The 13,693-nt window shown below is 40.4% G+C and carries 13 protein-coding genes and 1 tRNA gene; 4 read left to right on the top strand and 10 right to left on the bottom strand.

What is annotated here, in order from left to right; all coding sequences use genetic code 11:
- Positions 1-16 precede the first annotated feature (16 nt).
- Entirely contained in the window at positions 17-670 is a 654-nt protein-coding gene (locus tag LZP46_RS12345) for a 4'-phosphopantetheinyl transferase family protein (protein ID WP_236094002.1), read from the top strand.
- A gap of 90 nt (positions 671-760) precedes the next feature.
- Here the strand turns inward: LZP46_RS12345 and secF are convergent, their stop codons facing one another.
- The 5 genes from secF to LZP46_RS12320 all read right to left on the bottom strand — a co-directional run bounded on the left by secF (position 761) and on the right by LZP46_RS12320 (position 6,234).
- A complete protein-coding gene (gene secF / locus LZP46_RS12340; RefSeq protein ID WP_236095219.1) occupies positions 761-1,738 on the bottom strand; it encodes a protein translocase subunit SecF in 978 nt (325 codons plus the stop codon).
- Positions 1,739-1,746: 8 nt separating this feature from the next.
- A complete protein-coding gene (gene secD / locus LZP46_RS12335; protein ID WP_236094001.1) occupies positions 1,747-3,642 on the bottom strand; it encodes a protein translocase subunit SecD in 1,896 nt (631 codons plus the stop codon).
- A 51-nt stretch (positions 3,643-3,693) separates the two neighbouring features.
- The gene (gene yajC, locus LZP46_RS12330; RefSeq protein WP_004974939.1) at positions 3,694-4,023 is read right to left on the bottom strand and encodes a preprotein translocase subunit YajC; all 330 of its coding nucleotides are present in this window, start codon (positions 4,021-4,023) and stop codon (positions 3,694-3,696) included.
- A 103-nt stretch (positions 4,024-4,126) separates the two neighbouring features.
- Complete coding sequence (gene tgt, locus LZP46_RS12325; RefSeq protein WP_179994370.1) at positions 4,127-5,257, bottom strand: tRNA guanosine(34) transglycosylase Tgt; 1,131 nt, start codon at positions 5,255-5,257, stop codon at positions 4,127-4,129.
- 149 nt (positions 5,258-5,406) lie between these two features.
- Positions 5,407-6,234 carry a DUF4303 domain-containing protein gene (locus tag LZP46_RS12320; protein ID WP_236094000.1) on the bottom strand — a complete coding sequence of 276 codons (828 nt, stop codon included), beginning with the start codon at positions 6,232-6,234 and terminating at the stop codon, positions 5,407-5,409.
- 175 nt (positions 6,235-6,409) lie between these two features.
- On the opposite strand from LZP46_RS12320, the gene LZP46_RS12315 reads away from it, so the two are divergent.
- Complete coding sequence (locus LZP46_RS12315) at positions 6,410-7,360, top strand: sensor domain-containing diguanylate cyclase (protein WP_236093999.1); 951 nt, start codon at positions 6,410-6,412, stop codon at positions 7,358-7,360.
- Positions 7,361-7,440: 80 nt separating this feature from the next.
- Here the strand turns inward: LZP46_RS12315 and LZP46_RS12310 are convergent, their stop codons facing one another.
- Genes LZP46_RS12310 through queA form a run of 3 tightly spaced genes read right to left on the bottom strand, consistent with a single transcriptional unit; the run spans position 7,441 to position 10,121 of the window.
- Complete coding sequence (locus LZP46_RS12310; protein WP_236093998.1) at positions 7,441-8,007, bottom strand: LemA family protein; 567 nt, start codon at positions 8,005-8,007, stop codon at positions 7,441-7,443.
- A 22-nt stretch (positions 8,008-8,029) separates the two neighbouring features.
- Positions 8,030-9,058 carry a hypothetical protein gene (locus LZP46_RS12305; protein ID WP_236093997.1) on the bottom strand — a complete coding sequence of 343 codons (1,029 nt, stop codon included), beginning with the start codon at positions 9,056-9,058 and terminating at the stop codon, positions 8,030-8,032.
- 25 nt (positions 9,059-9,083) lie between these two features.
- A complete protein-coding gene (queA, locus tag LZP46_RS12300) occupies positions 9,084-10,121 on the bottom strand; it encodes a tRNA preQ1(34) S-adenosylmethionine ribosyltransferase-isomerase QueA (protein WP_236093996.1) in 1,038 nt (345 codons plus the stop codon).
- A gap of 176 nt (positions 10,122-10,297) precedes the next feature.
- On the opposite strand from queA, the gene LZP46_RS12295 reads away from it, so the two are divergent.
- A tRNA-Leu gene (locus tag LZP46_RS12295) sits at positions 10,298-10,384 on the top strand.
- A gap of 163 nt (positions 10,385-10,547) precedes the next feature.
- Complete coding sequence (locus tag LZP46_RS16355) at positions 10,548-10,736, top strand: Arm DNA-binding domain-containing protein (RefSeq protein WP_329608963.1); 189 nt, start codon at positions 10,548-10,550, stop codon at positions 10,734-10,736.
- Positions 10,737-11,000: 264 nt separating this feature from the next.
- Here the strand turns inward: LZP46_RS16355 and LZP46_RS12290 are convergent.
- Positions 11,001-12,091 (bottom strand): IS4-like element ISAba1 family transposase gene (locus LZP46_RS12290; protein ID WP_085940413.1). Its coding sequence is split into 2 segments (ribosomal slippage): positions 11,001-11,551 and positions 11,551-12,091, totalling 1,092 coding nucleotides; the frame shifts between segments, so codons are not numbered across the junction.
- A 46-nt stretch (positions 12,092-12,137) separates the two neighbouring features.
- Entirely contained in the window at positions 12,138-13,262 is a 1,125-nt protein-coding gene (locus LZP46_RS12285; protein ID WP_178319661.1) for a hypothetical protein, read from the bottom strand.
- Positions 13,263-13,693: the final 431 nt, after the last annotated feature.

The following is a 13,693-nucleotide window of genomic DNA, read 5'->3' as shown; positions in this document are numbered from 1 at the left end:
AAATGGAGAAGGGCGGATGAATAAAACACCTAAAAAAATTTGTGTGAATGTTAGCCGCATTCAGCAGATTTTTAGTCCCGATCCAAGTGCTGTACGCAGTGAACAGATTCAACAGCAAAAACAGGCTATTTATCGGCATCGGAATCAATTGCTTTCTGGATACTTAGAACACGATATTCAAAACAGCGATATTGAGCGTAACCCACATGGCAAGCCATTTTTGACAGCATTCCCTCAATTGCAGTTTAACCATAGTCATAGCCGTCAGCATTATGCTTTGGTAAGCAGTTTTGAATTGCTCGATGTTGGCGTAGATGTCGAGGACTTAGACCGTAAGGTGCGTTTCGATGCCTTGGCACAACATGCGTTTCATCCCAATGAACTCCAATACTGGCAAGATTTGGAACACGACGCTGATTATTGGTTTCGTGTCTGGACAACTAAAGAAGCAGTGCTGAAAGCATCGGGTTTGGGGATTCGTTTAAGCCTAAATGAGTTAGATACCCGGATGCATCCCAATGCACAGGGCGGCATTTGTCATCATCCACAGATTGGGCATTTCGCTTATCAAAACTTTCGTTTACCAGATTGTATGCTGACTGTAGCATGGCGAGCTGCACCTTCCTGCGCAGGCTTTCAGTTTCCACAGATTGATATTATTCGGCATTAGCATCGCAACGTCAGCGTAAATGTCGCAATGCTAAGGCACAAAAAAGCCTATCCGAAGATAGGCTTGAATGTTGGTGTCAGCAGAAATACATTAAGGAATTTCTTGCTCTTCACCCTCAAATTCTGGTTTAACTTGAACAATGAAGTCCTGACGGTTCAAACCGCGCCATAAAGCAAAGGCTGTACCAATGTAAATAGATGAATATGTTCCGACAAATACACCGACAAACATCGCAATCGAGAACCATTTCAGACCATCACCGCCCATGAGCATCATTGCGACTACAACCAATAATAGGGTCATAGAGGTGTGAATGGTACGACGTAAAGTTTCTGTCAGTGCAATGTTCACCACTTCAAGCGGTGTTGCACCACGGATTTTACGGAAGTTTTCACGAATACGGTCAGATACAACAATATTATCGTTAAGTGAGAAGCCAATAATTGCCAATAACGCTGCCAATACAGTCAGGTCAAATGGCCATTGCATCATGGCAAAAATACCCAGTGTCACAATAATATCGTGGAACAATGACAGTACCGCACCCATTGCCAGTTTGAATTCAAAGCGAATGGTGACGTAAACCAGCATCAATAATAGCGCTAAAGCGACAGCGCCCGCAGAACGCACATATAGCTCATTACCGACTTGACCACCCACCACATCTACCTTTGGAACGGTTGCCGTGTTATTTGGCAACTGTACCGCAGCGGTAATCGCTTTGGTTAGGTCTTCGGCTTTTACATCGTCTTGCACAGGCATACGCACCATGAGGTCGCGGTCAGAGCCCAGTGTTTGTACCACAGGGTCATTGAAGCCTGCTTTGATTAAAGCATTAGATACATCAGTCGCTTTGACAGGGTTGCTATAATTAAGTTCTGCCGCAATACCGCCAGTAAAGTCCAAACCTAAATTTAAACCTTTAGTGGCAATAAAGAAGATGCTAGCAACCGTTAATAGAATAGAAAGCAATGCCGCTGGCAAAGCAATCTTCATAAACGGAATCACGCGCTCATCATCAGGGCGACCATATTTTTTTGAAGGCAGTTGAGTATTCTCAGTCATCAGTGATCTCCTTAAATGCTCAACTTTTTCAAGTTACGTTTTTTGCCATAAATGATTTGTACAATTGCACGGGTGACTGTAATTGCAGTAAACATCGAGCAGACAATACCAATCATGAGCGTCACAGCAAAGCCTTTGATTGGGCCTGTACCAATCGCAAATAGAATGAATGCCACCAAAAATGTGGTTAAGTTCGAATCGAAAATAGTGTTATACGCTCGGTCATAACCTGCCACAATCGCTTGTTTTGGCGAGGCGCCCCACTTAATTTCTTCTCGTATTCGCTCACAAATCAAGACGTTGGCATCCACCGCCATACCAATAGTGATCACGATACCCGCAATACCTGGTAAGGTGAGTGAAGCACCAATCCAAGACATGACGGTTAAAATCATGGCTAAGTTAAACACTAAAGCGAAGTTGGCAATCAAACCAAACAGGCGGAAGAACACCACCATCCAGATTGCCACCAAAATGAAGCCAATCTGAGTCGACAATACACCTTTATCAATGTTTTCTTGACCCAAGCTAGGACCAATCACACGTTCTTCGACAAAGTACATTGGCGCTGCCAAGGCACCTGCACGAAGCATTAAGGCTAATTCAGAGGCTTCTTGTGGAGAATCTAGACCTGTAATACGGAACTGTGAACCTAATACCGCCTGAATAGTTGCAGCATTAATGACGACAGATTCGGTGTAAGGGGTACGTACTTCAGTTTGTGTGCCATTTTCATCGGTCACATAGCTAATGCGTTGTTTGTTTTCAATAAACAATACCGCCATACGTTTACCCACAGCGTTACGCGTCGCATCTGCCATGAGCTTGCCGCCCGCAGCATCTAGGGTAATGTTAACTTCTGCACCGCCTGTATCTTGGCTAAAGCCACTTGAGGCATTTTGAACACGTTCGCCCGTTAAAATACGGCTACGGTTCAATAATAATTGGCGCCCACTGTCTAATGATTCAAAGGCAAAAGCTTCTGTGCCAGGTGGTACTGGACCTGTAACCTGACCTGTGTATGGATCAATATATTGATCATTTAAGTCAGACACCAAGCGGAATTCAAGGTTCGCAGTTCGACCGAGTACACGCTTCGCTTCAGCTGTATCTTGTACGCCTGGCAATTCCACCACAATACGGTTGCTACCTTGGGTTTGTACCAAAGCCTCAGCCACACCTAACTCGTTAATACGGTTACGTAAAGTAGTTAAGTTCTGATTGACCGCATACGACTGAATTTCCTGTTTACGAACATCGGTATAGTTCAAACGTAAGCTAGAACCTTCTGTGGTGGCTACAGCTTGCTGCGTGTACTCATTGCCGTTACGACGCAAGAAATCCATCACTGCATCACGGTCTGCATTATTGGCAAACTGTAGCGTGATGGTGTTGTTATTCAGCGAAAGGCTATTAAATTTCAGCTTGTTGTCACGCAATTGACGGCGTAAATCGGTGGCTGAAGTTTCCATACGTTGGCTGATGGCCTTGTCCATATCCACTTCTAATAAGAAGTGCACACCACCACGCAAGTCCAGACCGAGCTTCATTGGTTTTGCACCAATTTTTTGTAGCCATTCGGGTGTGGTTGGCGCAAGGTTCAGTGCCACGACATAGTCATCACCTAAACCGCGACGTAAAGCTTCTTTGGCTTTGAGTTGGGCTTCTGAGGTGTCTAAACGCAACAATGCAGCATTGTTGGTAAAGCTGTTGTCATGACTGGTAATATTTTCTGATTGTAAAATTTGCTCTGCTTTTTGTATGATGCTTTGATCAATTTGGGTACCAGCTTTGGCACCTGAAATTTGAACAGCAGGTTCATCTGGATACAAGCTAGGCAGGGCATATAATGTACTCACCACAAGAACAACGAGGATGAGCAGATATTTCCATGCTGGGTAACGCATTTATTTTCTTCTTAAAATGAAAAAGTCGTGCGTGAGCACGACTCTTTTTGATTAGAGGTTGTTTAATGTGCCTTCAGGAAGAACTGAAATGACACTCGCGCGTTGTACTTTTACTTCTACACCACGGTTCAGCTCTACCACTGCAAAATCACCTTCAATTTTCGTGATTTTACCCATAAGACCACCTGCGAATACCACTTCACTGCCTACGCCCAAGCTTTCAATCAGTGTACGATGCTCTTTGGCACGCTTTGATTGTGGACGCCAAATCAGGAAGTAGAAAATTGCAATGAAGACTGCAATCATTAAAAGGTTAGCCACAAGGCTTGGTTGTTGTGCAGCTTCACCTGCTGCGTGAGCGGTCGAAATAAAAAGGCTCATTTCATTTTCCTAAACTAAAAACTGGCGATCAGTGATCTGATAATAAATTGGGTTTGTTCTGCAATTTACCTTGTCTTTTTACTCAGCGCAAATACTGAAAAGACTAATCTTCAGGACAAGGCGGTACTTCTAAGCCACGGCGTGCATAAAAGTCCTGTACAAATTCATCAAAAGTGCCGTTATCCAAGGCATTGCGAATATCTTGGGTAAAGCGTTGGTAATAACGTAAGTTGTGAATCGTGCCCAACATTGAACCCAACATTTCGCCACATTTTTCTAAATGGAACAAATAAGCGCGGGTAAAGTTCTTGCAAGTATAGCAATCACAATGCGGATCGAGCGGGCTTTGGTCATGACGATACTTACTGTTACGAATACGTACCAAGCCATCGGTGACAAAGTAATGACCATTGCGCGCATTACGGGTTGGCATCACGCAGTCGAACATATCCACACCACGACGAATCGCTTCCACAATATCTTCTGGCTTGCCTACGCCCATCAAATAACGTGGTTTATCTTCTGGCATTTTAGCTGGTAAATAATCTAGGACTTTGATCATTTCTTCTTTCGGTTCACCCACCGAAAGACCGCCAATGGCATAACCATCAAAACCAATTTCAAGTAAGCCGTTTAAAGATTCATCACGTAAATCTTCATACATACCACCTTGAATAATTCCAAACAGTGCGTTGCTATTTTGTAGTTCATCATGGTGATGGGTTTTACAGCGTTTTGCCCAGCGTAAAGATAATTGCAACGATTTTTGTGCTTCTTCATGCGTTGCAGGATAAGGCGTACATTCATCAAAAATCATCACGATGTCAGAGTTCAAGGTTTTTTGAATTTCCATCGAAATTTCAGGCGAAAGAAAAACCTTTGAGCCATCAATAGGCGAGCGGAAGGTCACACCTTCTTCTTTAATTTTACGCATTGCGCCTAAGCTAAACACCTGAAAGCCGCCAGAGTCAGTCAAAATAGGCTTATCCCATTTGATGAATTCGTGTAGACCGCCGTGTTGCTGAATCACTTCTAGCCCTGGACGCAAATATAAATGGAAGGTATTGCCTAAAATAATTTGTGCCTGAATTTCTTCGATATCACGTGGCAGCATGCCTTTGACTGTGCCATACGTCCCCACAGGCATAAACACAGGAGTTTCTACCACACCATGAGCAAGCGTTAAACGACCACGACGGGCGCGCCCCGACTGACCTAATTTCTCAAACTTCATATATGTTCCAAATCAAGGCGAAAAAACAGTTCGCTGATTGTTCATGCTAAAAGTGCACTATTTTCCTAGATTCTGCACGGAATTGCCAGTTGAGATACGTTTTCCTTGGTAAAAATTACGAGTAAATATTTTGCTCAAATCCATTGCGTTTACATGGCGTTAAATTGCTGAATACGTTGGGTAATTTCTTCTTTATGTAAGGCAAACTCCCCTTGTTCATGGTTGTCCATTGCAGCAACGTGCTGAATTAAACGCTGAATATATAAATTACTGTCAATAAAACTCGGTTCTAATGTGAGCAAATAGGCTTCATGTGCAATGCTCAAATAATCATACGGTTCCACTTCTAAAAGTTGTGCCAGATCAATCAGCAAGTCTTTATCCACTTGTTGTAGTTTGAGCTTGGGTTGTGCGGTGGATTGTTCCATCGTGGTTTGAGGCGCTTTGTTGTGCAGGAATTCATCGAGCAAAGCACTTGGAGCGTTTAGAAATTGCGCTGAGTGGATTTCTACATCGACCTGTTTGGGCACATGAATAAAAAACAGAATTTGGCTTAAATCTAAGCCATAAGCGCCCGATAAAGATTGTTTAGCCTGCTGAAATATATCCAGTAAAAGTTCAAGATGGTTGTATTGCAGCGTGTCATTGGAATTCAGCAGAGGATTGCCATAGATATGTCGCTGTTTAAAATAATCTGCAAAAATATTTTTAAATTGATGCAGACCGCTAGAATTGTTGGCTTGAGTGCGATAACGCCATTTTTCTATATTCCATTTATTTACTTCAGATAAATATTGTGCTTCATCTTCCTGTTCATTAAACAGGCTGCGTTGGCTTGAAACAGCTAAATAATCGACCCCAAGATATTCATTAAAGACCAGTACACAGGCATAAATTTGGTCTTGTTCATATTGCTCATAGAGTTGGAAAAACTCTTGAATGAGGGTGTTTTTCAGGTTCTCAATATGTTCTAACATTTTATCGGCTTACTTTTTATTTTGGGATTTATGTTTTGAGCAATTGTTGTTTATATTTTGCTCAACCTCATGGTTGTGTCAAAGCTGAGAAAAATGTCAATAAGACAGAACAAATTGTAGTCAAAGCTCACTTAAGTTGTTACATTGTAATTAAAATAAATTCATAGGGTGGGCTATGAGTGAAATAAACAGTGCACTAAAAGAAGACCAATTCTATAAAAAACTTTTGGAAACCACGAATGCAATTCCGTGGCAGATTAACTGGAAAACCAAAGCTTTTAGCTACATCGGTCCACAAATTGAGTCTTTACTGGGTTGGACGCAAGACAGTTGGAAAACTGCACAAGATTGGATTGATCGGATGCATTCTGAAGATCGAGACAAGACCGTAAATATGTGTGTGAGTTTGTCTGATCAAGGTACAGACCACGAAGCTGATTATCGTGCCTTAACCGCTACAGGAGATTATGTCTGGATTCGTGATGTGGTGCATGTGATTCGTGAAAATAACGAAACTGTGGCGATTATTGGGTTTATGTTTGATATTTCTGCACGTAAACAGATGGAGTTGGAATTCGAAGCATTAAGTCGTAAAAATCTGGCTTTGAGCTTACAAGACCCGCTGACCTTGGTTGCTAATCGAAAGGCGCTCAGCGAGTGTATAGAGAATGAATTTAAACGTGCTGTGCGTCATCAACATGCCTTGTCTATCCTGTTTATCGACATCGACCATTTTAAGCCTTATAACGACAATTATGGGCATTTACAGGGTGATCACTGTTTGATTAGCGTGGCGCAGTTGCTTAAACAACACTTTGCGCGTGCATCTGACTTTGTGGCTCGCTTTGGTGGTGAAGAATTTGTGGTGCTATTGCCTGAAACGCCATTGGCAGATGCTGTACAACTTGCTGAAAACTTTAGGCAGGCGGTATATGCACTGGAAATTCCACATACCAAGACTGGGGAAATCACTCAAGTCACTGTGAGTATTGGCGCAAATAGCTATCATCAAAATCAGCAGTATCACAATGTGGTCGATTTTCTGCATTCAGCCGATGAATTATTGTATTTGGCAAAAAATAAGGGGCGTAATCAGGTGCAGTATCTGACACAGTCTTGTGTTTAGTTGAAATCTGAAAAAACAGCAAGCTTCGTGCTTGCTGTTTTTATAAATAATTTCAAAGGAGCGGCTTAGAATTAAATGGCTTAAAAGTTTGGACGATAATCAAAACTTTGCGCTGCACTGTTATCACGAAAAGCGCGCACTGGTTTTTTGGCTGTGGTTACAGTATTGATCATGTTGTTAGGAAAGACCTGAATATAATTATTAAATAGTTCGACATTGCGGTTATAAATAGTAATTGCAGCACCGACATTTTCATTCTGCTCATCAATTTCATGCATCATTTTTAAATACAGTTGATCGGCTTTTAGCTCAGGATAATTTTCGACCACCACATTCAAGCTGCGCATCAATTCTTTGCTCAAGGCTTCAACACGTTGTAACTGACTTACATCGGCATTGTTGATGTTCAGGTTCATAATATTTTGGCGTAGTTCAGTCACTTTTTCTAAAGTGCCTTTTTCCATGCCTGCATATTGTTCGACCACTGGCGCAAGTTCTTCGAGTGTTTTTAATTTCTGTCGTTCAAAACTTGTCACATCTGCCCAAGCGCGGATAGTAGCGTTGTGGTGGCGTACGATATTGTTACGAATCATGATACCTAGAATCACCAATACGATAACAACCAAAAGAAAAATTGCGATACCCATGCTTTGCCCCAAGATGATTTTCTTAGTCCAGAAAATCGACCAGATCTGTCTGTAATTGTTCTAAATAAGGTAATTTAAAAGTGCGTAAGTGTCCACGCAATGCGGAAATATCTTGAATATTTTTTGCTTTACTGGAAATTTCAAACAGGTTGCGATTGCCTAAAAAACACAGCGTGTTCCGCTCAGGGTGAAATAACAAATCACCTTGCTGATGCTGAAAAAAATCATCTAGTTTTAACACCATTGCAGGGCTGAGCGTACGCGCCAGTTGAATTGCATCACTACCAAAAAAATTGAGTTTTTTATTCAGACAAATATCACTGGTATGCCACGGCACATGATAAGGCGTACCAAAGGATTTATTGTTTGAGGTAACGGCTAAACCTTGTAGCTGCACATCAAAGACAAATACGCCCGATAAATGTCGCACGACTTCACGAACTTTATAGTCATTGCCATTTTGATCTTTAATACGGGTTTCGCTGACATAGCGATATTCAAACACCAAAACCTGATGCTGCTTGCCTTGTTGATCTTGCCAAACAGTACTGGCGTAACGGCGAATTTCATTAGACAGATTCCCTAAATTAAATAAAGGGAACAGACTTTTTAAATGAGCAATCAAATAAACGGGTTGTAAGGTGCGGGCAAGATGTTGCGGCGGTTGCTGCCATGCCAGTTGATAGCGCTGTGCAATGCTTTCCTGTTCTAAAAAAGTGATAACTTCTTCAATGGGGTCGTCTTGTTCATAGGTAATAAATGCCCAGAAGATACAGCCCAACCCAATTAGCAAGCAGAGTTGCAGCCAAATATTGCTCGGTTGAATCAAGAGCAATAAACAGAACAACACCCCCATAATACCAAGCAAAATAGGCAAAACATTTTCAAACTTGAGGGTGATGTCATCTTGCCAAGGGTGCAAACCATCCAAAATTTCTTGATGGCTTTGCGCTTTTTTTCCTATATCCCATAACCGAGCGATATTGCGAAATACCCGCTGATTCTTCTTACGTCGAATATGAATGGAGTGTTTCACGGTATCGAGCGGCATAGCGATATCTTTTACAGTTTGAAAATTAAGACTGAGCTTGATCAATCAGCATGGCATCGCCATAACTAAAGAAACGATAGCGTTCAGCCACAGCATGTTGATACGCCCGCATGACATTTTCACGGCTCGAAAGCGCAGACACCAACATTAATAAGGTTGATTCAGGCAAGTGGAAGTTGGTGATCAAACGATCCACCACTTTAAATTGATAACCTGGGTAGATAAAAATTTGTGTATCACCCGACCACGCCGCAAGTTCGCCTGCATGGGCTTGTGCCGCACTTTCCACAGCACGGGTGGCAGTTGTACCCACTGAAATAACTTTGTTGCCTCGTGCTTTGGTTTCACGAATCAGCGCTACGGCAGCCTCAGAAACCTCACACCATTCACTGTGCATGATGTGATTGGCAATATCTTCGGTACGTACAGGCAGGAATGTACCTGCGCCTACATGCAAGGTCACAAAGGTTTTTTGAATGCCCTTAGCTTCTAACTGTTGAAGTAAGGCTTCATCAAAGTGCAAGCTAGCAGTAGGTGCGGCAACACTAGCGAGTTTTGTCGGGTCGTTAAATACGGTTTGATAACGCTCGGTATCAATCGCTTCGGCTTCACGGTTAAAGTAGGGCGGAATCGGCAGCTGACCGTAGGCATCTAACACATCTAAAATAGGCTGTGAAAATTCGACAATAAATAAGTTTTCATGACGTCCTTGAACGGTCACTTTTACAGCATCAGGCCCAATAAACAGTTCTGCACCTGCTTTTGGTGAGTTGCTGGCTTTAATATGACAATGGGCAATAAATTGATCTTGCAGACGTTCAACCAAGACTTCCACTGCACCGCCTGTGGCACGTTTACCTTTAAGACGTGCTTTCATGACTTTGGTATCGTTAAGTATCAGTAAATCGCCTGCTTCGAGTACATTCAGTAAGTCAGTAAATTGGTGGTCATGATATTGACCTTGAGCATCAAGATGCAGCAGGCGAGAGGCACTACGACTGGCTAGAGGGTAGCGTGCAATGAGTTCATCGGGGAGATTAAAATTAAAGTCAGAAAGCTGCATGATAAAAAAAGTTAGATCACTGGGAAAACTGCGCCTAGTATATGCTTTTTTAGGTTTTATAGATGAAATTGGTCGATTATAAATCAAAAAAATGACAGCTGATTTAATTTTAAGCAATTGCAAAAAACTTGCGTTGACAAGCTGTCAAAAAAGTTTATGATACCCATCAACACCTACCCGAGGTGGTGAAATTGGTAGACGCGGCGGACTCAAAATCCGCTGTCAGAGATGACGTGTCGGTTCGAGTCCGACCCTCGGGACCACAGATATATAATTATATGCCAACCAATGGTATATAAGCTTCGAAAGCCCTGATAATTCAGGGCTTTGTTGTTTCTGCATACCAACCCATGCCTATACACATCCCAATGTTTTAAAGATACGATTAAAGATACGGTTTATCTTTTCGAAATTTATATCTTTATTATGGCTAAAATCGTCAAACCTCTCACCGATACCAAGTGTTCTTCGGCAAAGCCCAAAGTCAACTCTCAAGGAAAACTTGTCAATAATAAGCTTGCTGATGGCAACGGGTTGTACTTAATTGTTAGACCTAGTGGCACAAAGACATGGCAATTCATTTACGGTTCATTTTCGGATTCAATCAATAATTGAACCGCTCTTTCTCTGATTTCAGGGGTATATTTTGGTTTTGTCATTGGAACATTCTCTCTCAAGAAAGTTGGTCTCCGACAAACCTGGTACGGTTCAATACGCGCTCTAGAACACTCTCATTCGCGTTTATTTGTTATGTTGAAGTTTTTCTTTGAAAGTGTGTTGATCGAGTTGGAGTGGCGAATAGGAGCAAAAGAAAGGGAGTGACACATATAACTTCCTTTCAAAAAATCTTAAATATTTTTACTCTGTACACGACAAATTTCACAGAACCCTTATCCTATCAGGGTTCTGCCTTCTTAAAATTGCCAAAATTTCCTTAAACTCTTCTTTTTTCCCAAAACCAATTAAACGCTGAATCGCCATTTGAACATAGTCTAAACCATAGCGAAATAAACTCATTGAGAGTCGTCCATGCTTCTTTATTTTTATCGCTTTTTTTTGATCATGTTGCCATTCACCCGTTAAGTAACACCAACAGAAGCTTATAGCTAACACCGCAATCAATTTTTTCACTCGTCTAGGGTCTGTCAAGCGCGTATTTTCAAGATTAAACCCGCGTCCTTTGAGACAACTGAATAAGGTTTCAATTTCCCAGCGTAATGCATAATCCTGAATAGCATTGGCATTAAACTGAGGAGAAACGACGAGTAAAAGCTCTCCATTTTCTAACTGTAGTGCACTTATATATAGTTTCACCCGACCAACCAAAATCCGTCGTTTACGACATTCAATTTGACCAACTTTAAGATGGCGAAATAAATCACTAATTTTATGATTCTTTCCTAAATGATTGGTGACAATGAAGTTTTTTTAACACGAATGCAGAAGTTGATGTCTTGTTCAATTAACCATGTAAACCACTGCTCACCGATAAACTCTCTGTCTGCGAACACATTCACAATACGGTCTTTACCAAAAATGGCTATAAAGCGTTGAATCAAAGCAATACGCTCTTTCGTATCTGAATTTCCACGTTTATTAAGCAATGTCCAAAGGATAGGTATCGCTATTCCACGATAAACGATTGCGAGCATCAGGATATTAATATTTCGTTTTCCCCATTTCCAATTGGTTCTATCTAAAGTCAGTTGCACTTGGTCGAATGAAAACATATTGAAAATCAACTGAGAAATTTGACGATAATCAAAATACTGACCTGCAAAGAAGCGCTGCATACGTCGATAAAATGATTGTGGTAAGCACTTGATGGGCAAGGCTTTAGATGCAGAAGAAAGATTACATGTTTGCTTTAAAATAATCACAAGCATGATGAGCGCAAAGCACTTTAAATGTGACTTGTTCCATTTTAGATATTTGTTTAAGATAAGATATAACTCATTGAGATGTGTCATAGTATTCGTCGTTAGAAAACAATTATTATGACATTATTTCAATGAGTTATCTATTTTTGTCGTGTACAGAGATATTTTTATTTAATATTCTATCTCTATCCTTCATATCAGCTACGAATGTTTCTAAATTATCTTTCACGAAAACTATTCTTTGTTCAAAGATTTGCTTTGGAGTAAGTTCATCTAGCTGGAGATTCATATTTTTTGCCCAAATGATAAAAAGATCATCAAACCCTATTAAATTTTCTCCACTTTCCACACGTTCTTGATGGCAGTAATCGATAATAATTCTTTTGGCTTCTTCATGTCTTTTCACTGCTTTAAAAATTTCACTAATCGGTAAAAAATTAATATTATCGCTATCTTCGCTACCTCTAATGTGCATACCTACACATTTAACTTTACCTCGATGGAATCCTACAATTAATCCACCCGACATTCCATTTGTGTTTTCACTCAAATAACTTAACTTTTTGAAAACATGAGTGTAGGTATCCTTCGTCATCACTCCTTTAATAACATCTCTATTAACTATAGTGCTACATGAGTGAATATCGGGATTAAAGCTCATAGTTGCGTTTTCTGAGTCATAGAATATTTCGTTCGATTTTTCCGTAAATCCATTATCGAATAACAATATTCCTTCTTTAAAATCATTTATTTCTAATGTGGCAGTTTTATCGACATCGATCCAAAAATTAATCTCCTGACCAGGCATAGGATTGAATAACTCGACTAAAATTACATCTTTAAAGTCATAGTATTCATGTTCCTCTATGAGATCAGCAATCTCTACGAAATACTTCGGGTATAAGAAGTCATTTATAGATTTAAAGCTATGGTTAGCTCTAGATGTAACCCAAAAGGGTGAAGTATTAGAATTTTCATGATTATCTATATAGTCGAGTAATGTGTGACGCGTCGTTAATAGAAAGTAATTTAATCCTTGCTTTAACAGTATACCTGTTCCTATTCCAGTAAACATTTGATCTTTAAAATGTTCATTTTGATTTTCGGAATATTCTTCAAGAATATGAAAAATTCTTCGTGTCGAATTTCTTAGTATTTCATACTTAGCAAGTGCTTTAGCAAATGCTTGAGGAGTTAGGCGAGGGTGTGAACTTGTTTGCTTGTTCGGTTGCGGTTTTTTTCTACGTTTAGATAGTGGCATGAGAATCTATTTTCTTGGAAAGGCAGTAAGAATATTAATCATATTGATTTGAAATATAAAACATATATAAGCGATGAGGCATATATATCTTCGGATATTAAAAATCATTATGTTAAGAAGACAAATTGTTTAATATTTCACATGGGGGATCAACCGAGCCAATCTGCTAAATATTGCTAACAACAAAGCCGACGATTGAAAGTTGGCTTTTTATTTCGTTGAAAATTTAGATAATTATTCATCAAGATATAGAGCCTAGCGAACGAGTGTTGAAGCAGGGTGAAATAGAAAATAAAGCTATACATTGGTATATTTAATTAAAATATCTTTTAATATCATGGTGTTATTGTTTGGATATAGTTCTGACCCTCGGGACCATATAAAGGAAAAGCCCTCAAGCATATTAAGACTTGGGGGTTTTTTATTGTCTG

The organism is Acinetobacter sp. SCLZS86, from assembly GCF_021560715.1.
GTDB classification, from domain to species: domain Bacteria; phylum Pseudomonadota; class Gammaproteobacteria; order Pseudomonadales; family Moraxellaceae; genus Acinetobacter; species Acinetobacter towneri_A.
This window is presented reverse-complemented; position numbering and strand designations above follow the sequence as displayed.

Bases quoted from the DNA above. Each gene is read 5' to 3' on its own strand.
- LZP46_RS12345 (WP_236094002.1), top strand. From the start codon at position 17: ATGAATAAAACACCTAAAAAAATTTGTGTGAATGTTAGCCGCATTCAG.
- secD (WP_236094001.1), bottom strand. From the start codon at position 3,642: ATGCGTTACCCAGCATGGAAATATCTGCTCATCCTCGTTGTTCTTGTG.
- yajC (WP_004974939.1), bottom strand. From the start codon at position 4,023: ATGAGCCTTTTTATTTCGACCGCTCACGCAGCAGGTGAAGCTGCACAA.
- tgt (WP_179994370.1), bottom strand. From the start codon at position 5,257: ATGAAGTTTGAGAAATTAGGTCAGTCGGGGCGCGCCCGTCGTGGTCGT.
- LZP46_RS12320 (WP_236094000.1), bottom strand. From the start codon at position 6,234: ATGTTAGAACATATTGAGAACCTGAAAAACACCCTCATTCAAGAGTTT.
- LZP46_RS12315 (WP_236093999.1), top strand. From the start codon at position 6,410: ATGAGTGAAATAAACAGTGCACTAAAAGAAGACCAATTCTATAAAAAA.
- LZP46_RS12310 (WP_236093998.1), bottom strand. From the start codon at position 8,007: ATGGGTATCGCAATTTTTCTTTTGGTTGTTATCGTATTGGTGATTCTA.
- LZP46_RS12305 (WP_236093997.1), bottom strand. From the start codon at position 9,058: ATGCCGCTCGATACCGTGAAACACTCCATTCATATTCGACGTAAGAAG.
- queA (WP_236093996.1), bottom strand. From the start codon at position 10,121: ATGCAGCTTTCTGACTTTAATTTTAATCTCCCCGATGAACTCATTGCA.
- LZP46_RS16355 (WP_329608963.1), top strand. From the start codon at position 10,548: ATGGCTAAAATCGTCAAACCTCTCACCGATACCAAGTGTTCTTCGGCA.
- LZP46_RS12285 (WP_178319661.1), bottom strand. From the start codon at position 13,262: ATGCCACTATCTAAACGTAGAAAAAAACCGCAACCGAACAAGCAAACA.